Source organism: Campylobacter sp. Cr9 (assembly GCF_020138295.1).
GTDB lineage: Bacteria > Campylobacterota > Campylobacteria > Campylobacterales > Campylobacteraceae > Campylobacter_E.
Genome location: NZ_JACGBH010000001.1, coordinates 171,748 through 189,785, shown reverse-complemented (window position 1 = coordinate 189,785; position 18,038 = coordinate 171,748). Strand labels below are relative to the sequence as shown.

Here is an 18,038-nt window from a genome sequence, read left to right as displayed (position 1 = left end):
ATAATTGTTCCAAATACTAAAAAGCTCATTATTAATTCTACAACTATTAATACCACAACTCCTATAATATTAGGAGCGCATAAATTATCAGTTTCTAAACCTAAATCTAAATTATGTAAGAATTTTTTGATTAAAAAATAATAATGTAGCTTACCAAATACAAAAATACTACCAGCACTAATATTATTGATAAAAAAATCGTAATAGAAGCCATTGCAGTAATCATTCCAAAGGCAATGCTAATAAACCAAGCTATCCAAAGTCTTCTATGTACAAAAGAAAGTTGAGTAAAAACACCGCTTACCCAGTTGAATGGAAATTGCATAAAATCATAAACCAAAACCTTATCTTGTTTATGACCTGATAATAATAAATTTGTCATTACCATAACATTTTGTGTTTGTTCAGGTTCTGCTAAAAATTTAGCTACTTTTTGTCTTAAAGCATTTTCATCTTTTAATAAATCGCATGATTTATCACTTAAATAAATATTCATAAATCTCCTTTTAAAAATTAAATGCTATATAATACCCCCCCCACATTCTTAAAATAAGCTTAAAATAATTACTCTAATAAGTGATTTTTTAATGAATAAAAATTACGATTTAATACAAAATAATGATACAATTAAGCACTTTTTTAGGGGAGCGAAAGCTGAGAGTAGGCGTAATAGCCTTGACCCTTTGAACCTGTTTGGGTAATGCCAGCGTAGGGAGATGTAGATTTTTTAATTATTTATTTTCAATCCTTTCTAGCATTCCCATAAATTTATTTTATGGAGAGTTTTATGTATGAAATTATTATGCAAAATACAAGAAATTGTAAAACTTTAGTAGAAAGCATTACAAATTATGTAACTATAAACGACTCAGCTAACGCTATTTTAGCCCTTGGTAGCTCACCTATTATGGGAGATTTTTATGAAGAAGTCGGCGAAATTGTTGCAATTAGTAATGCGGTTTTGCTAAATATCGGGCAGTTAAACAAAAATCTAATAAAAGCCCATAAAAATGCAGCCTTAAAGGCAAATGAATTAAACATTCCAATAGTTTTTGACCCAGTTGCAGCAGGAGTTAGTAATGCAAGAAATAATTTATGTGAATATTTAATGCAAAATATAAATTTTTGCGTAATTAAAGGCAATGCCAGTGAAATAAATTATCTAGTAAATAAGACATTAAATACAAGTGGTTGTGATAGTAGTGATGAAATAAATCCAAATGATTTAGAAAAATATATTGATTTTGCTAAAAAACACAAAACAATTCTAGTAATTACAGGTAAAAATGATTTTATTATCAGTAAAACAAATGTTTTTATGCTAAGCAATGGCTCAGTATTGCAGACAAAAATCACAGGTGCAGGTTGTATGCTAGGAAATATCTTAGCAGTTTTTGTGGGTGCAAATGATGATAAATTAAACGCCGTAATCACAGGCATAAGTGCATTTAACATAAGCGCTGAAATAGCCGAAACTAAAGCAAATGGCACTATGTCGTTTAAAATGCATTTAATTGATGAATTAAGCAAAATTGATGGAACTACTATAAAAGAAAGGATAAAAATTGAAAAACTTAGATAAGATTTTAAGATTTTATGCAATTAGTGATGATGGATACATTAAAGAAGATGAATTATTAGATATTTGTGAGATTTTATTTGATTATGTAACTTGCTTTCAAGTAAGAAATAAGGCAAAAAATTATAGCCTTGATACGCTTTTAAAATTAAAAAATCTTAGTGAAATAAAAAAAGTAGCTTTAATAATAAATGATGATTTAGACCTTGCAATTAGGCTAAATGCTGATGGCATTCATCTAGGACAAAGCGATATAAACAAAAATCTAAAAATACCAAAAAATATGTTTTTAGGAATAAGTGCAAGTAATTATGAAGAAGCGTTAAAAGGCTTAAAATTAGGGGCGAATTATCTAGGCATTGGAGCAATTTATGAGAGCAATACTAAAAAAGATGCAAAAATGTTAAGCAAAAATGACCTAATAAAAATAATGCAAGAAATAAACATTCCTAAAGTTGCAATAGGAGGATTAAATTATCAAAATATAGATAATTTAAAAGAATTTAAAATAAAAAATATAGCTTGCATAAGTGCGATTTATGAAAATCAAAATTATAAAGCAAATTGCGAAAAATTATGGAAAAAGATTTCTCTTTTATAATTGACCTTGATGGCGTAATTATTGATAGCGTTGGCTTTTGGCAAAAATTAGCTAATGGATATAATTTAGATGATTTAAGTTTTTATGATGGGCTTAAAAAAATTGATGAATTAAACAAAGCTAAATTAAGTAAAAAAATCATTAAAATTTGCATTGATTTTTATAGCAAAGAAGCTAATTTATGTATAGGTGTAAATGATTTTTTAGCCAAATTTAAAGCTTATAAAAAGTGTATTTACACAGCTAGTCCATTTGCAAAACTAGTTTTAAAAAGATTTGATATTTTAGATGAATTTGCTTTCATTCAAGATGAAAGAAAATATTTAAAAACTACTCAAATAGCTTTAAAAACTTGTATGAATAAGCTAAATACTAATAAATTTATTTTAATTGATGATAGCCTTAAAATAATTGATTTAGCTAATAAAAACGATATTTTTAGCGTTGGAATAAACTGCGAAAATGCAAAAATAAACATTAAAAACATAGGAGAATTAAATGAAAAAGATATTAAGTATAGCTGGAAGTGATAGTTCAGGCGGAGCAGGAATTCAAGCTGATATAAAGACAATTCAAGCTCATAAAATGTATGCAATGAGCGTAATTGCAGCCCTAACTGCTCAAAATACTAGCGGGGTTTTTGGCGTTTTAAGGGTTGATGCAGATTTTATAAAAGCTCAAATTAAAGCTTGTTTTGATGAATGCGAGATAGATTACATAAAAATCGGAATGCTTTATGATGAAGAAATTATAAATTGTGTTAAAAACACCCTTTTAGGTTACAAAAAAATCGTGCTAGACCCTGTAATGGTAGCTACAAGTGGTGCAAGATTACTTGATGAAAAGGCGATTAATGCTATAAAAGATTTTGCAAAAAATGTTTATTTAATTACTCCAAATTTATTTGAAGCTGAAGTTTTATTAGGAGAAAAAATCACAAATGAAAACGAGGCAATAAATGCAGCAAGAAGTTTAGAAAAAGCTCTAAAATGCAAGGTTTTATTAAAAGGTGGGCATTTAAATGCGAGTGATTTTTTAAGCGAAAATGGTGAAGTTACTATTTTTAAAAGCAAAAAAATAAAAAATATCACAACTCACGGCACGGGTTGTACTCTAAGCTCGGCAATTGCTTGTAATTTGGCTTTAAATGAAGATATTAAAATAGCTTGTAAAAATGCAAAAGATTATGTAAGTAATGCCTTAAAAAATAGTTTTTCTTTTAATTCTCATGTTAAATTGCTAAATCATTTTTTATAAATTATTTTCTAGCATTGTTTTACTTGCGTTCATAGCAAATACAACACAAGCTGTGCTTGCAACCCCACTAAGCCTTGCTTCGCCAAACATTGCACTAGCTTCTCCTATTACATACATATTATCGATTGCTTTATTTGTATTAATATCAATAATTTGTGCGTTCGTATTAGACTTAACCCCGCCTAAAGTATAGTTTAAATAAACATCAACATCACATAAATAAAACAAGCTTTCTTTTATCTCTTTTATAGCGATATTATTTAAGTTTTTGCCAAACTCATCAACTCTATTAATAATGCCTAAATTATAATCATTTACAACACTAATAAGCCTTTCATCAATGTCTTTTAAAGAATAATATTTCTTAAAATTACTTATATTATTTATATAATTTATTCCATGACTATCTAAAAGTAATTTTACTTTTTTACCCTGCTTAAACTCGTTTAAAATAGCTATTGCTAATTCTTGCCTTCCTTTATCTTCGCTAACAAATCTTTTAAAATCTGAATTAATCAAAATCCCATATTTAAAAATCTCCATAGGTAAAATAAAAGCAAACCTCATTAAGCTAAGCTGAGTTGGAATTGCACTATTTTTAAGCATAATTTTAAGAGAATTAGCATTGTTTTTGCTTAGAGTTTTAGCATAAAATGCTAGTGGATAATGGATTTTTATAAAATCCTTATCATTTGAAAAGCCACCCGTGCAAAAGGCTATATTTTTAACCTTTATTTTTAAGATTTCATCTTTATATAAAATACTTGCAAAATTGTCTTTAAAATCAACTAATTTCGCCTTTGTTAAAATATTTACATTTTTACTAATTAATCTATTTATGAGTGGATTTATAACGCTTTGTTTAGCGTCTTTTAAAGGGCTTAATTCTCTTGGAATTTGATGATTAAAACTATTCTTAATTCCGAATTCAAATTCCACGCCAAAACTTTGCAAAAGCTCTATTGCAAGTGATGAATTTTCGCTTAAGACCTTAAGCATAGAAAAGTCCGAATAATTAGGCGAATAAGATACTAAATCTTCATAAAATTTATCATCTTTTATATTTGCTAATGCTTGAAAGCTAGTATTTGATGCGGCAAAATTCATATAGCTAGTTACTCCGCCTAATTGCTCGTCTTGTTCAATTAGTAAAATATTTTCATCGGCTAATAAATTAGCTAACACTAGACCACTAAGCCCACCGCCCACAATTAAGCAAAATAATTCATTCATTATCTATCCTAATGCAAAAATGTGCTCCGATTTTTCTATTTTTTAGAAAAATTGTAGCGTTTAAATCCTTTTTTAAAATATTTTTTATCATAAATAGCCCAAGTCCTGAGCCACCTTTGGTGCTAAAATAAGGCTTAAAAATATCTTCTTTTAACTCATCTTTAATGCCTTCGCCATTATCTTTAATGCTAATATAAACACTATTTTTGTAAGAATACAAATTAATGATTATAAAAGGATTTTTGCTGTTATTTAAAGCATCTTTTGCATTTGTAATAAGATTAATTAATATATGAGATAAATTATTTTTATAAGAGTTTATTTTAATACTTTCATCAAGTTTTAAAAGCACAATTATTCCATTTCTTTTAAGGCTCGCATTACAAATCGTAATAGCATTATTAATAGCTTCATAAATATAAAAATCTAGCTTCTCATCTTTTGGCTTAAAAAAATCATAAAAATCATCAATCGTTTTTGACATATAGCTTAAAATAGGGTTTATTTCTTTTAATTTATTTTTAAATTTATCATCAATTTTGTTCTTTTCAAGGCTTATTTCAAGATAGCTTGAAATTGCACCTAAGGTTGCTAGTGGTTGTCTGTATTCATGAGCTATACAAGCTATCATTTCGCCTAATGCTGCTAGTTTTGATTGATGATTTAGCATTTGTTCTTTTTGTCTATTTTCTTCTAATTTGTCTTTTATGGTATTTACAGCTAAATCAATTTCGCTTTGTAAATTAGCATTTAATTTTCTTAACTTCTCTTCTGTTTTTAAAAGTTTATTTATTAAAAATCCTAAGACAAAATACACACAAACAAAAGCAATTAATATTAAAACCAAACTTATTATAAAAATCTTCTTTGAGATTTGTAGATGATGGATATATTCTTTTGTAATATCTTTTACAATTAGTATTGAAAAATCATTATTTAATTTAAGTTCGCTATTTATAAAATACTTATCATCAAGACTAATAATATCATCATCTAGTTTTAATAATTTGCTTTTATTTTGCCAATTTGCTTCGTTGTAAAAATACTCATTTTTGTATTTTAATGCTGCTAAGAAATTATCTTGAACAATAAGAGAATCTAATAGTTTTTTAGCACTGATTTTATAAGTCATTGCATAATTTTGATTGATTTTTAAACTAATTAAATAATAAGGCTCTTTATCAAATCTTAGCAAAATATCTGAATTGTTATTGTATTTACAAGCTAGCATAATTTTATCTTTTGTAAAGCATATATTCTCATCTAATAAAAACAATTTTATATCTTTTAAATACTCTTCGTTTGAGCTAAGATTTAAAAAAAGTTGATTTAATTTCACTAATTTTTCATTATTTTTTAAATTATTTAAATTAGAGCTAAACTCATAACTAATACTAAAAGCATTCTTTTTTAAAGTATTTAAAAAATCATTATAAAAATACTCAAATCTATCATTAAAATTATTTTTGCTTTGAAATAAATAGTTTTTATGTAAAGAAATATATAAAAAATTAAGCACAATACAAACAAAAACAATAAGTGCTAAAACAAATATAAAGGCTTTTTTACGAATGCTTATATTAAGTAGTTTTGATGTAATACCCACGAGCATTTGCATTATGGATTATTCCTTTATCGTTTATCTTTTTTCTAAGGTTTTTAACAAGTGATTTAATAGCATCAGAACTTACATCATAATCATTATAAACATATTCGCAAATTGTATAAAAATCAACTATATTTGGGCTACTTTTTAATAATATTTCAAGTAATAAAAACTCTTTTTTGCTAAGTTTTTTAACCTCATCATTTACTAATAATTCATTTGTAACCATATCCAAATACACATTTTTGCTTAATTTAACCAAATTATTAATTTGCTTAATCGCTTTATCTAAAGCAAGTTCAAGTTTTAATCTATCAAAAGGCTTTACTAAATACTTGCAGATATTTAACTCAACAGCATTTAATAAAGTTTGCGAATCACTTAAGGCTGTAATCATAATAGCAGGAGTTTTATTATCATTTTGTCTAATTTGCTCTAATAATTTTAAACCATCAAGTCTAGGCATAGAAATATCAAGCAATAATATATCAATCTTTTCTTCTTTAATAATTTCTAAAGCACTTAAGCCATCTTTTGCATAAAATACTTTAAAATCAAGTAGTTCTAGCAAATCAATAACTTGATTTGCTAGATTTAAATCATCTTCAGCATATAAAATAGTGTAGTTTTTCATCACTTATTTAATTCACCCCTTAAACCATCATGACCTACATGAGTATGACAACTTACACATTTTAATTCATTTGCGTAATCTAAATATCTTTTATGCATAATATTTTGCATTTCGTTTTTAGAATTTACTTTGGTTATGTCTTGATGGCAACTCATACAGCCACTATCATAAACATAATCTTTTCTATGCTCTAATTTATCTTGCCAATTAATATCTTTATCCTTGCCTAAAGCAGTAATGCTTAATTCTTTAATACCATTATAAGCTTTGGTGCCTAAATAATTAAATATATTATCATGTGGCAAATGACAATCTACGCAATTTGCTTTAATACCTAAATTATTATTACCACCATGAACATCTTTAATATAAGCTTCCTTCATCGGCTGCATTACATGGCAACTCGCACAAAACCTATCATCGCCAGTCATTTCAATAGCCTTATGCGAAAAAAACACAAAAATTAAAGTTAAAACTACAATAGATGAAATAAAAATAATAGTTTTTTTCATTTTATCTCCTTCATCCAAGTTTTAGTATTGTGACAAGTATTACACATATTAAACGAAGGCTTATGCTCGTTATGACAGGTGTAACAATTAAGATTTGCATTATCATGAATACTATTATGAGGATTTTTGCCCTTTAAAAAATCAAGCCTTTTTGCTAATTTTTCTTTAGTCCCATGACAAGTAAGACAGGCATTAGAATCAAGTGCTTTATAATCCTTTTCATTTGTTTCTTTATGACAATCGGTGCATTTTAATTTCACATCAACATGGTGTGGCTTGATCACAAATTCATTACCTAGTGCAAAAACGCTAAACATTAAAATCATTAATAATTTTCGCATTTACACTCCTTTTAAAATATCTTTCGCACAAGCAATACCTGAAGTCATACAATCAGGAATAGAACAGCTCGTAAGTCTTGCTTGTCCATGAACACCACCTGTTGCTTCGCCTACTGCATAAAGTCCTTTTATAGGTTCATAATTGCTAATATGTAAAACTCTCATATTTATATCAGCATAAACACCGCCCGGTGTATAACTAAGCCCAGGTGCGGCTGTCATTGCATAAAAAGGTGCTTTACTCATGCTAGAGTTTTTAATCTTACTTAAATCTTTTTTGAACTCATCTTTATTATTTTTAATACCATCTTCATAAGTTTGCATGCTCTTTAATAATTCATCTTTATTTAGTTTAAAATGATTTGCAAGTTCGTCTAATGTATCAAATTTCTTCATCTTTCCTGCTATTATGAAACTTTGCATTCTGTTTGGGTCATGCGAATTAGCAAAACCTGTGCTATCAAAAATAATAGTTGGATAGCTTGTGGTATTTAATTTTTCCATATGTGCTAGGATTTTATTTGATAAGCCTTGTCTATCGCCATCTTCGTTTAAAAATCTTTTTGCATTTACATCAACCATAATTCCATAAATTAAATCCTCCGTTGGAATCCCAAAAGAAAATCTACTAAGTGCTAATTGAGTTGGAATTGCTCCGATTTTTAGCATTTGCTTTAATGCACCTGAAGTTTGACCTAAACTTGAAGGGCTTTTTGCTAGTCTTAATCTAGGATTTACTATACTTCTAAACTCAACATCACGGCTAAATCCACCAGTTGCAAAAACTACTGCAAGTCTTGCTTTGTAATTTTTCTTAACTCCACTTAAATTCTCTCTATCATCATTTGCTAGGTTTCTATTAAATCTATAATTTTCTCTTACACTTATGCCTATTACTTTGCCATTTTCATCTTGAATGATTTCATCGCTTTTAGTTTCGTTTTTAAATCTTCCTCTATTTGCTAAGAAAAACTCGTGCAATGCCTTTATACAAGCACCGCCACCACCGATAGTTTCAACACTTCTAGCAACACTATGTCCGCCTAAAAACTTAAGCTTATCAGCGTATTTAACCCCACAGCTTTTTGCAAACTCATAAGCTTCATTTGAATTTCTTATAATTCTTAAAGAATGTTCTAAGTGATTATATCCGGCTCCAGCTTTGTTTAAATCGTTTAAGAATAATTCTTCGCTATCTTTTATACCTGCTTTAATTTGTAAATCTGAATTAAGCACAGCAAAATCTTGCTGAGAAAGAACTGAGTTTCCACCCATTCTATCCATTTTCTCAATCATTAAAACATCTACCTTATTTTTTGCCAAATATGCAGCACATATATGAGCACTTACGCCACTTCCAACGATGATTACATCTGCTATCTCATCAAATTTAATATCTTTTTTAACGCTTTCATTAGCGCTTAAAATACTAGGAACTGCGATTGTAGTCCCTGCAACTGCTTTGATAAAATTTCTTCTATTTAGCATTAAATCTCCTTTTTAAAAAAATCAAGCAATTTTAAAAAAACTAAAGGGCAAAAAAGTGGCAAAATAATTCCTAACAAAAATTAGGAATTATTTTTACATAATTTAAAGAGAGATGTTATACAACTTAATAATTATAAAAACAAAAATTTTATATTTTTTGTAATAAGTTGTAAGTAAATTATAAAAACACTTTGTGGCAATAAAGTGGCAAAAAAAATAAAAAGAATTGCGAAATAGAATTTAAAATTAATGCGAATTTGCCTTATAATTACAACAAAAAATTAAAGGTTTAATATGCAGCAATTATTAGAAAAATTAGTAAAAGATAATATTCAATTTTTAGGACAAGGAAGGTTAGCAAACTACATTCCTGAACTTAGCAAAGCTAACATAAATGCTTTAGGTGTTTGTGTTATTGATAAAAATCATAATATTTATTGTGCAGGAGATTATGAAACTAGATTTAGCATTCAAAGTGTTTCAAAAATAATAACCTTAATGCTTGCATTACTTGATAATAGTTATGAATATGTATTTTCTAAAGTTGGGGTTGAGCCTAGTGGAGATGCTTTTAATTCTATTATGAAGTTAGAGAGTTCAAATACAAAAAAGCCCTTTAATCCTATGATAAATGCAGGTGCAATTGCAGTTGCATCAACTATTAAAGGTAAAGACGCTAATGAGAAATTTAATAGAGTGCTTGAGTTTTTTCGCTATATTTGTGACGATGAAACAGCGTGTTTATCTAATGAAATTTATGAAAGCGAAAACAAAACAGGTAATAAAAATAGAGCCTTAGCGTATTTTATGAAAAATGATGGAATAATAGAAGGCGATGTAGAAGAGGCTTTAGAAGTATATTTTAAGCAATGCTCAATCTTAGCAAACACACAAAGCCTTGCTAAATTAGGCTTATTCTTGGCAAACGATGGCTTTAAAGATGGTAAGCAAGTAATTAGCAAAAAGATTGCAAAAATAATAAAAAGCTTAATGCTAACTTGTGGAACTTACGATTTATCAGGTGAGATTGCTCTAAGGGTTGGGCTTCCTTGCAAAAGTGGCGTAGGTGGTGGAATGGTTTCGCTAGTACCTAAAGAATTAGGAATTGGCTTATACGGACCTTCACTTGATAATAAAGGTAATTCAATAGGTGGGGTAAGGATTTTAGAAGCTTTATCTAATACGCTTGATTTATCAATATTTTAAATTCCTAATTCAAATTCTTAAAAAGAATTTGAATTAATTATAAAGCATAGCTACTTTCAAATAGTTTTCTATACCATGGAAGTCTTGGTTTTATATATTTTATATCGTTTAGCTCATTGTTTTTTATCTTTTCATCATAAACACTTTCGCTAATATCATGACCCATTCTTCTGTATAAATCTCTTATATCAGTTTCTAACATTAATTTTGTTAGGTTTAATTTAGTTTTTATGCTATTTACTAAAGGAGAATATTGCGAGTTTTTATTCGTAAATAAAAACGCATCAATTTCTTTTAAAGTTTCATTTAATAAATATTGATTTCTATTAGGCAAAGAAAAAGCATTAAAATTATTCTTAATTTTAAGATAACTAAGCCATTCGTAATTCTTAGAATTTCCATATAATTTAATGTATTCATCAATATAATAATTTGCTAATAAATATTCATGCTCTTTAGCGTGAGCTTGTGAAAGAATTAGCATTGCACTTGCTAAAAGTGGGCTATTAATATGTTCGCTATAAAGTGAAATATACTCGCTATCAGCCTTTTCTAAATCGTTTTTCTTCACACTTTCTATGATTTTTTCAAGCCAAGCACTATCGCTTAAGTTGTAATCATCAAACATTTCTTTCTTGCTAGCACAAGCGCTAAAACATAATAATGATAAGATTAGTAAAAAAATATTAAGTTTTTTCATTTATTTTCCTTTAAGCGGCGATTATAAGTTCTAATGTTAAATATTTATTATATACTTACATTAATTTTTTAAAGGAGAAATCATGATATTTGATGTTAAAATGCCTATTTTAGGTTTTGAAGATACAACTAAGGTTGAATTAGAAAAAATGTATGATTGCTTTGCAAGACTTAAGAGCGTTGATGGCAAAGGTTTTACATTTACTATGTTAAATCCTTATACAATTTGTAAGCAATATGAATTTGATATGCCTTTATCTTATAAAGCATTGCTTGAAGTTACAGCAAATTCAAATATTGAAATTTATAATATTTTAATCTTAAATAAAAGCGTTGAAGAATCTACAATAAATATGCTAGCTCCTGTTATTTTAAACTACGATAACAAAACTATGGCTCAAATTATTTTAGATCCAAATCAATATCCTTTCTATCATCCAACAGAAAAAATTAAAAATTTCTTGCAACAAAATATGGAAGAACTTAAATAATGCAAGAAAGCATTTATATCCTTGGCAATGGCAAGATGGCTAAAGCCATTGCTAAAGGATTAAGCAAAAAATATCAAATTATTTTTGTAGTTAGAAACAAAAATAATTGCGAAAACTCAATTCATTATGATGATTTTAATATAAATGATAAGATATGTATTCTATGCTTTAAACCATATAATCTTGATGAAATTAGCAATAAATTCTTAGAACAAACCGCAAAAATAATAATAAGTCCTTTAGCTGGAGTTTCGCTAAATGAATTAACAAAAATAAACGCTAAACACTATCTAAGAATAATGCCAAATATAGCAGCAGAATATAGCAAATCTTGCACCACTTATATAGGAAATAAAAATAATGAATATTTTCAAAAATCTTTAGAAATAATTCAAACTTTTGGAAGTGCAATTGAATGCGAAAGCGAAAAGGAATTAAACTTAGCAATGGCTATTAATGGCTGTGCTCCTGCTTTTTTAGCTTTAGTTGCTGAAGCTATTGCAAATGGTGGGCTTAGCATAGGGCTTAAAAACGAAAAAGCTTATGAATTAACAAAAGCTTTATTTTCTAGCTTTGAGAGTTTAATCGTAAATAATCATCCCGCACTTATTAAAGAAGGCGTTTGCTCTCCTGCAGGAGTTAGTATAAAAGGCGTAAATGTTTTAGAAGACAAGGCTATAAGAAGTGCTTTCATAAAAGCTATTAAAGAAAGCGCTGGAGTTTAATATATCTTTAATAAAACCTATAAATCCTAATATGTTTTACTTTTAATTAAGAGAATTTGAAATAGGAATTTCAAAAGAAATTCCTATAAGTTTTATTTAAATGCACCGTTACTTGAATGTGCTTGCATGTAGCGTAATATTCTATCTTTTTGCTCATCAGTGATTTTTGCATTCATTTGCATTGCACCTAAATATGCGTCCCACTCATCAAGTGCGTGTTCGCTAGGAGCATGAGCTGCGTGACAACTCGTGCATGAATCATAATAAAATACTTCAACGCCTTCAAATGCTGCATCTTTATCGCTTGTTAAAGAGCTAGATTTTACCCAAAAGCTCATTTCAGGCTTAGCGCTTTTGCTAACTAGGTAAATAAATTCTCCATCTTTACTAAAAGCTAATTTATCTCCTACAACTTCACCTACAACGCTAACCTTACTTAAATCGCCTTTAGTTTCTAGTAATTTTACTTGAGTGCCTTCAAAAATTGTTCCTATTTCTTTTTTATTATCATCTAGCATTGCTACTTTTTCATCTAAGATAAATCTTACATCTTTTGCAAAAACTTGCTTTACCGCTTCTGTTTTTGCAGGAGTTGGTAAAAATATTTGCTTATAATCAGGTTGGTAAGCAAATAATGATGCAGCTGCTAAACTAAGTCCTATAATTTTTTTCATTTTTTACGCTCCTATAATAGTTGGTGGTGTTATGTTTTTATATGGTTTTACCACTTCGTTAGCATCAAGTTTTTTAATAGCTACTAAGCATGTATTTACGCTTGTTGCTTGTGCCATTTGCGAAGTTGGTCTTGAAGATGTTAGCACATTCACATGGCCTTGATTACATCTTGCGTTGTCTTTGTCATCTTCTGGATCATACCAAGCACCTTCTTGAATAGCTATAACGCCACTTCTAATATTATCACTTACATAAGCACCTGCAAGTAATCTTCCACGATTGTTATAAACTTCTACAACTTCTCCGTGCTTAATGCCAAGTTTTTTAGCATCTTCTGTGTTAATTACTACTGGCTCACGACCTTGGATTTTGTATAAATCTCTTATCCAAGTGTTATCAAGTTGAGAGTGGATTCTATATCTTGGGTGTGGGCTTAGTAAGTGGAATGGGAATTTTTTGCTTAAATCTTTATTTCCTAAATACTCAGCTGGTTCAAACCAAGTTACATGACCTTTGAAATCAGGTAGGTTATAATCAGCAAATTTTTGTGAATAGATTTGGAATTTTCCACTTTCTGTTGCTAGTTTGTTATTTACTGGATCTTTTCTAAAATCAGCGTGGCGAACATATTCATAAGCTTCTTTTGGAGCTTTAAAGTGAAGTGAGCCTTTTTCCCAGAATTCATCAAATTCCATTTCATTTATACAATCGCTCTTTTCATAAAAGCTTCTAATCCATTCTAAATGATCTTTTTTACCACCGCTAAACTTAGCTAATTCTCTTTCGCCAAATCTCTTTGCTAATTCGTAGAATACATCGTAATCATTGCGGCTTTCATATACAGGCTCGATTACTTTTTTCATAGCATAAACCCAATCTTGTGAGTATGAACCACCAAAGCTTATATCATCACGCTCAAGTGTAGTTGTAGCAGGGATTACTATATCAGCCATTTTTGCCATTGGTGTCCACCATGGTTCATGAACTACTACGGTATCAAGCTTTCTTAAAGCATATACCAATTCATTTGTATTTGGATGATGTCCTAGAACACTTGCACCTGCAACATAGAACATTTTAATTTCTGGATATGTGAATGTTTTACCTTTAAAATTAATAGTTTTATTTGGATTTAAAATCGCTTCACTTACACGGCTTGCAGGAATATTTATATTAATATTATTTTTTCCTTGTGGAAGACCAACAGGAAGTAATGCACCACTAAACGCTCCACCAGCTGAGCAATAATGCATAGAAAATCCAAATCCACCACCAGCAAGTCCAACTTGTCCTATCATACAAGCAAGAGTTATGATAGCCCAGTCAGCTTGTTCTCCGTGATGTGCTCTTTGATTTGCCCAGTTACCTGCTAGGAATGTTCTTTTACTAACGAATAAATTACAAAGTTCTTTGATTTTTGCTGCATCAATACCGCAAATTTTTGCAGCCCATTCAGGAGTTTTTTCAACACCATCAGTTTTTCCTAATAAATATGGTAAAAACTTATCAAATCCATCTGTATATTTTGCTATGAAATCTTTATCATATTTTCCGCTCTTATATAGATAATGGCACATTCCTAAAATCATTGCTACGTCAGTATTTGGAACGATTTTTATCCATTCTGCTTTTGTGATTTCTGCAGCTTTTGTGCATTGTGGGTCAATGTTTATGAACTTAATATTTGATGCTGCATATTTTTTAAGCCACTCATCGTTTTCACGATTTGCTACTTTATAATCTATTTGATTGTCTTTATAAATATCGCAACCCCACATTACATAAACTTCGCAATTTTTAATCATTTGCTCATAGTTTGTTTGTAGGCTATAAACTTCCAAATCACCTGCGATAGCAGTATTTACTCTACCAGCTGCTCCGTTACTATATTCGCCATCAGTGCCTATTGCTCCACCTAAAACGGTGTTAAAAAATCTACCTGCTACTGCGTTGCAGTTGTGTAGTAAGCCAACATGACCCCAACCACCATAACTAGCGTTGAAGATATTTTCAGGTTTTGTTTCTTTTAATTTTTTATAAAGCAAGTCAAGTGCTTTTTCCCAAGTTACACGAACGAAAGGCTCACGACCTCTTAAATCTGGGCGATTTTTACCTTCTAAGAAGCTTTTTCTAACGCAAGGATATTTAATTCTTGTATCAGAATATGTTCTATCAATAATAGCTTTTGTAATTACGCTTGGATTTTTGTCGCTTTCGTGTGGAGTAAGGTTGATTACTTGTCCTTCGCTATTTACATCTGCGGTAAATGCACCAAAATGTGTAGCGTGTGGGATTTTTTTAATATCATAAAAGTTTGTAGCAGCACTTATAGGGCTAGAGATTGCACCTGCTGCAACTGCTGAACCTTTAAGAAAAGTTCTTCTTGAAATTGCCATAATTTCTCCTTTGTAAAATAATAAGGGAACATTTTAATTAACTTACGTTATAAGTAAGTTAAAAGGTTATTTTTATCTGATTTGGAATAATAGAATTTGAAATAGGAATTAGGAAGTGTTTGTTGTATTAAAAAAATATTTTAGAATTTTTATAGTTTTATTTTGTTTATTAGAATAAATATTTATTTAAAATCTTTTTAATAAAAATTAATTTATAATGTCATTTGCTTTTTGCCTTAGGCTGTTAGGGTGGAAAGGTGGTAATATGGGAGAAACTATTGTTTTAATCGTTTTAATCATAGCATTACTTAGAACCTTAAAAAAGTTCTAAGTAACCATTCTTAAACATCTTAAACAAATTATAGTGAAGCACGGCTTAGCCTAAGCTTAAAGCAATTCACCTAACCCTAGCAAACTAGCCGTGTTTTGCTAGGGTTTTTTACACATATTTAAGTAATTTTATTCCGATTACATAATAATCAATCACTAAACCTAAAGCTAATAATACAAATGGACTTATATAGATTAATTTTTTATCCCTATATTTTACGCATAGAATTATGCCTATTATAAGCCCTAAAATACTCGCTAGATAGTTTAAAACAAACGCCTTTAAAGTGTAATAATTAAAGCTTTCTATATCGCCTACATTTGCACTAAGTCCTAAGGCTTTGTCCGTTGCTGTTATTTCATTTTTTGCATTTTTACTTAATTCATATTCATTAAAATGAGATGATAGCATTGTATTTATAAAGTATTCTTTAGTAAAATCAAACCCTAGCTCTTTTGCGTTTTTCTCATAGCTTTGTTTGGTATCTATCGCATTAAGCATTGCATAATAGCTTTGTAATTTTGAACCTAAATTCTCTAACTTATAAGCTCTTTTTTCTAGCCATTCATCAGCACTTAAAACTTTTTCTCCTGTATAAAAAGCTTTATCTACATAATCGCTATATTGTTTTTCTGCATTAAAAACTAAATTATGCTGTTCTGTTTCCTTTTTAATATAATCACTTGTAAAAGGTGTATAACCCTTTGTTTTATTAAAATATTTTTTAATAGTATCTTCACTTAAGACATAGTTTATATCTTTAGTATTATCTATAATCATCTTATGGTAATCGTTTATATTTTGATTTTCTTTAGCATATTTTCTGTAGTTTTCTATAAATGGGCTTTTAATGCCCTTGTCTGTATAGCTTTTTTTTATATTATCTTGTATATTTTGTGGTAATTGTTTTATTAATTCTTCATCGCTAAAGGCAAATAAACTACTACATATTAATAATAAACAAACTATATATTTCATAAAAACTCCTTTATGTATAAATATTTATAATTTATGTGAGTGATTGAAGTTGAAATAGGATTTAAATTCCTATTTCAAATTCTTATTTTGAATATAGCTTTACTAGGTTTAATGCTACTTCGTAAGATTTTTCAAGTGATTTTACAGGTAAAAATTCAAATCTTGAATGAAAATTATGCGCTCCTGTGAAAAAGTTTGGAGTGAAAAGCCCTTTAACACTTAAAGCACTTCCATCTGTTCCACCACGCATAGCAATTGTTTTTGCTTCCACATTTGACATTTTAAAAGCTTCGTATAATTTATCTAAACTATCTTTATTGTTATCATTTAAAGCATCTTTTAGGTTGTAATAAGTATCGCTCATTTCTAATGTAAAGCTTGCTTTTTTGTATTTATTTTGCATAAACTCAACACAAGTTTTAATGAAAGCCTTTTTTTCTTCAAATTTCACTTTATCATGATCACGAATATTTAAATACACATTAGCTTCATTTTGATTTGAATGCATTTCATTTATCCAAATATAGCCATCTTTATCTTTTGTATTTTCAGGAGTTTGTAATCTATCAAAAAGATTTATAAACTCATTTGCTAGCAAGGTTGGATTTAGCATAACCTTATAAGCATTCATAGGATGAGCCGATACTCCAACGATATTAAGCTTCGCGCTAGCAGCGTTAAATGTCTCATACATTAGCTCTCCAACTTCGCAGCAATCAATCGTATAAGGATGAGTTGTTCTAAAATCATCTAAATTAAGCTGTTTTGAGCCTAAAAGTCCTATTTCTTCATCAGGAACAAAAGCTAAGAAAATATCAGGATGATTTATTTCGCTTGTTTTAAGAGTTTTTACAAGGTTCATTATAACAGCAATTGCAGCCTTGTTATCAGCACCTAAAACAGATGAGCCATCGCTAAAAATTATATCTTCGTTTAAGTATTGCTTAATCTCAGGGCGTTTGCTAACTTCTAAGATAGCATTTCCTAAGTCTAAGTCTTTGCCTTCAAATTTTAATATTTGAGGTTTTACAATAGGGCTAAGTCCTACATCAATAGTATCAAGGTGAGCTACAAAGCCTAAGCTAGTTTTACTTTTATCACCTTCTAAAAGAGCCGTTAAAATGCCATTATCATTAAGCTTTATCTCACTAAGTCCTAAGCTTTCTAATTCGCTTTTTAATACCTTTGCAAGCTCTAATTGACCTTGGCTAGTAGGAGTATTACTCTTACTAGCATCACTTTGCGACGAAATTTTTACATATCTTAAAAAATCTTCAACTAACATA

At 29.0% G+C, this 18,038-nt stretch carries 19 protein-coding genes and 1 riboswitch; of the genes, 7 read left to right on the top strand and 12 right to left on the bottom strand.

The features are described from left to right. Positions 1-130: 130 nt before the first annotated feature. Complete coding sequence (locus AVANS14531_RS01005) at positions 131-496, bottom strand: hypothetical protein (RefSeq protein WP_336610990.1); 366 nt, start codon at positions 494-496, stop codon at positions 131-133. A 135-nt stretch (positions 497-631) separates the two neighbouring features. After that, positions 632-732, top strand: a riboswitch (TPP riboswitch). Between the two features lie 55 nt (positions 733-787). On the opposite strand from AVANS14531_RS01005, the gene thiM reads away from it, so the two are divergent. From thiM to thiD, 4 genes are read left to right on the top strand one after another with little or no spacing between them, the layout of a single operon-like run. Next, positions 788-1,582: a hydroxyethylthiazole kinase gene (gene thiM / locus AVANS14531_RS01000; protein WP_336610989.1), complete on the top strand. Its 795-nt coding sequence runs from the start codon at positions 788-790 to the stop codon at positions 1,580-1,582. Then, positions 1,566-2,180, top strand: coding sequence for a thiamine phosphate synthase (locus AVANS14531_RS00995; RefSeq protein WP_336610988.1), 615 nt, complete (start codon positions 1,566-1,568; stop codon positions 2,178-2,180). The genes thiM and AVANS14531_RS00995 overlap by 17 nt, the downstream gene beginning before the upstream one ends. Beyond that, positions 2,156-2,710 (top strand): hypothetical protein, encoded by a 555-nt coding sequence (locus AVANS14531_RS00990; RefSeq protein WP_336610987.1) that lies wholly within the window; start codon positions 2,156-2,158, stop codon positions 2,708-2,710. The genes AVANS14531_RS00995 and AVANS14531_RS00990 overlap by 25 nt, the downstream gene beginning before the upstream one ends. Beyond that, positions 2,679-3,437, top strand: coding sequence for a bifunctional hydroxymethylpyrimidine kinase/phosphomethylpyrimidine kinase (gene thiD, locus AVANS14531_RS00985; RefSeq protein ID WP_336610986.1), 759 nt, complete (start codon positions 2,679-2,681; stop codon positions 3,435-3,437). The genes AVANS14531_RS00990 and thiD overlap by 32 nt, the downstream gene beginning before the upstream one ends. Here the strand turns inward: thiD and AVANS14531_RS00980 are convergent. The 6 genes from AVANS14531_RS00980 to AVANS14531_RS00955 are packed head-to-tail and all read right to left on the bottom strand — an operon-like array spanning position 3,432 to position 9,251. Continuing rightward, entirely contained in the window at positions 3,432-4,670 is a 1,239-nt protein-coding gene (locus tag AVANS14531_RS00980) for an FAD-binding protein (RefSeq protein ID WP_336610985.1), read from the bottom strand. The genes thiD and AVANS14531_RS00980 overlap by 6 nt on opposite strands. Further along, positions 4,663-6,288: a sensor histidine kinase gene (locus tag AVANS14531_RS00975; RefSeq protein ID WP_336610984.1), complete on the bottom strand. Its 1,626-nt coding sequence runs from the start codon at positions 6,286-6,288 to the stop codon at positions 4,663-4,665. Before AVANS14531_RS00975 ends, AVANS14531_RS00980 begins: the two co-directional genes overlap by 8 nt. After that, positions 6,251-6,910 carry a response regulator transcription factor gene (locus AVANS14531_RS00970; protein ID WP_239817387.1) on the bottom strand — a complete coding sequence of 220 codons (660 nt, stop codon included), beginning with the start codon at positions 6,908-6,910 and terminating at the stop codon, positions 6,251-6,253. The genes AVANS14531_RS00975 and AVANS14531_RS00970 overlap by 38 nt, the downstream gene beginning before the upstream one ends. Further along, entirely contained in the window at positions 6,910-7,422 is a 513-nt protein-coding gene (locus tag AVANS14531_RS00965) for a cytochrome c3 family protein (RefSeq protein ID WP_336610983.1), read from the bottom strand. Before AVANS14531_RS00965 ends, AVANS14531_RS00970 begins: the two co-directional genes overlap by 1 nt. Further along, a complete protein-coding gene (locus tag AVANS14531_RS00960; RefSeq protein WP_336610982.1) occupies positions 7,419-7,763 on the bottom strand; it encodes a cytochrome c3 family protein in 345 nt (114 codons plus the stop codon). Before AVANS14531_RS00960 ends, AVANS14531_RS00965 begins: the two co-directional genes overlap by 4 nt. Continuing rightward, a complete protein-coding gene (locus AVANS14531_RS00955; protein ID WP_336610981.1) occupies positions 7,764-9,251 on the bottom strand; it encodes an FAD-dependent oxidoreductase in 1,488 nt (495 codons plus the stop codon). A 294-nt stretch (positions 9,252-9,545) separates the two neighbouring features. Here AVANS14531_RS00955 and glsA point away from each other — a divergent pair, with 294 nt between their 5' ends. Next, positions 9,546-10,457, top strand: a complete 912-nt coding sequence (gene glsA / locus AVANS14531_RS00950) for a glutaminase A (protein ID WP_336610980.1) — start codon at positions 9,546-9,548, stop codon at positions 10,455-10,457. Between the two features lie 37 nt (positions 10,458-10,494). On the opposite strand, the gene bamD is transcribed toward glsA, so the two are convergent. Continuing rightward, positions 10,495-11,157: an outer membrane protein assembly factor BamD gene (bamD, locus tag AVANS14531_RS00945; RefSeq protein ID WP_336610979.1), complete on the bottom strand. Its 663-nt coding sequence runs from the start codon at positions 11,155-11,157 to the stop codon at positions 10,495-10,497. Positions 11,158-11,239: 82 nt separating this feature from the next. Between bamD and fliW the strand changes: the two genes are divergently transcribed. Further along, positions 11,240-11,647 (top strand): flagellar assembly protein FliW, encoded by a 408-nt coding sequence (gene fliW / locus AVANS14531_RS00940; RefSeq protein WP_239817393.1) that lies wholly within the window; start codon positions 11,240-11,242, stop codon positions 11,645-11,647. Then, positions 11,647-12,372 (top strand): pyrroline-5-carboxylate reductase dimerization domain-containing protein, encoded by a 726-nt coding sequence (locus tag AVANS14531_RS00935; RefSeq protein ID WP_336610978.1) that lies wholly within the window; start codon positions 11,647-11,649, stop codon positions 12,370-12,372. Before fliW ends, AVANS14531_RS00935 begins: the two co-directional genes overlap by 1 nt. A gap of 92 nt (positions 12,373-12,464) precedes the next feature. Here AVANS14531_RS00935 and AVANS14531_RS00930 read toward each other — a convergent pair whose 3' ends face one another. The 4 genes from AVANS14531_RS00930 to pepT form a co-directional block, all read right to left on the bottom strand. After that, positions 12,465-13,046: a hypothetical protein gene (locus tag AVANS14531_RS00930; protein ID WP_336610977.1), complete on the bottom strand. Its 582-nt coding sequence runs from the start codon at positions 13,044-13,046 to the stop codon at positions 12,465-12,467. 3 nt (positions 13,047-13,049) lie between these two features. Next, a complete protein-coding gene (locus AVANS14531_RS00925) occupies positions 13,050-15,443 on the bottom strand; it encodes a molybdopterin-dependent oxidoreductase (protein WP_336610976.1) in 2,394 nt (797 codons plus the stop codon). A 439-nt stretch (positions 15,444-15,882) separates the two neighbouring features. Continuing rightward, complete coding sequence (locus AVANS14531_RS00920; protein WP_336610975.1) at positions 15,883-16,752, bottom strand: hypothetical protein; 870 nt, start codon at positions 16,750-16,752, stop codon at positions 15,883-15,885. Between the two features lie 82 nt (positions 16,753-16,834). Beyond that, complete coding sequence (gene pepT / locus AVANS14531_RS00915; RefSeq protein ID WP_336610974.1) at positions 16,835-18,037, bottom strand: peptidase T; 1,203 nt, start codon at positions 18,035-18,037, stop codon at positions 16,835-16,837. Between the last annotated feature and the right edge of the window lies 1 nt (position 18,038).

Bases quoted from the DNA above. Each gene is read 5' to 3' on its own strand.
- AVANS14531_RS01005 (WP_336610990.1), bottom strand. From the start codon at position 496: ATGAATATTTATTTAAGTGATAAATCATGCGATTTATTAAAAGATGAA.
- thiM (WP_336610989.1), top strand. From the start codon at position 788: ATGTATGAAATTATTATGCAAAATACAAGAAATTGTAAAACTTTAGTA.
- AVANS14531_RS00990 (WP_336610987.1), top strand. From the start codon at position 2,156: ATGGAAAAAGATTTCTCTTTTATAATTGACCTTGATGGCGTAATTATT.
- thiD (WP_336610986.1), top strand. From the start codon at position 2,679: ATGAAAAAGATATTAAGTATAGCTGGAAGTGATAGTTCAGGCGGAGCA.
- AVANS14531_RS00980 (WP_336610985.1), bottom strand. From the start codon at position 4,670: ATGAATGAATTATTTTGCTTAATTGTGGGCGGTGGGCTTAGTGGTCTA.
- AVANS14531_RS00975 (WP_336610984.1), bottom strand. From the start codon at position 6,288: ATGCAAATGCTCGTGGGTATTACATCAAAACTACTTAATATAAGCATT.
- AVANS14531_RS00970 (WP_239817387.1), bottom strand. From the start codon at position 6,910: ATGAAAAACTACACTATTTTATATGCTGAAGATGATTTAAATCTAGCA.
- AVANS14531_RS00965 (WP_336610983.1), bottom strand. From the start codon at position 7,422: ATGAAAAAAACTATTATTTTTATTTCATCTATTGTAGTTTTAACTTTA.
- AVANS14531_RS00960 (WP_336610982.1), bottom strand. From the start codon at position 7,763: ATGCGAAAATTATTAATGATTTTAATGTTTAGCGTTTTTGCACTAGGT.
- AVANS14531_RS00955 (WP_336610981.1), bottom strand. From the start codon at position 9,251: ATGCTAAATAGAAGAAATTTTATCAAAGCAGTTGCAGGGACTACAATC.
- glsA (WP_336610980.1), top strand. From the start codon at position 9,546: ATGCAGCAATTATTAGAAAAATTAGTAAAAGATAATATTCAATTTTTA.
- bamD (WP_336610979.1), bottom strand. From the start codon at position 11,157: ATGAAAAAACTTAATATTTTTTTACTAATCTTATCATTATTATGTTTT.
- fliW (WP_239817393.1), top strand. From the start codon at position 11,240: ATGATATTTGATGTTAAAATGCCTATTTTAGGTTTTGAAGATACAACT.
- AVANS14531_RS00935 (WP_336610978.1), top strand. From the start codon at position 11,647: ATGCAAGAAAGCATTTATATCCTTGGCAATGGCAAGATGGCTAAAGCC.
- AVANS14531_RS00930 (WP_336610977.1), bottom strand. From the start codon at position 13,046: ATGAAAAAAATTATAGGACTTAGTTTAGCAGCTGCATCATTATTTGCT.
- AVANS14531_RS00925 (WP_336610976.1), bottom strand. From the start codon at position 15,443: ATGGCAATTTCAAGAAGAACTTTTCTTAAAGGTTCAGCAGTTGCAGCA.
- AVANS14531_RS00920 (WP_336610975.1), bottom strand. From the start codon at position 16,752: ATGAAATATATAGTTTGTTTATTATTAATATGTAGTAGTTTATTTGCC.
- pepT (WP_336610974.1), bottom strand. From the start codon at position 18,037: ATGTTAGTTGAAGATTTTTTAAGATATGTAAAAATTTCGTCGCAAAGT.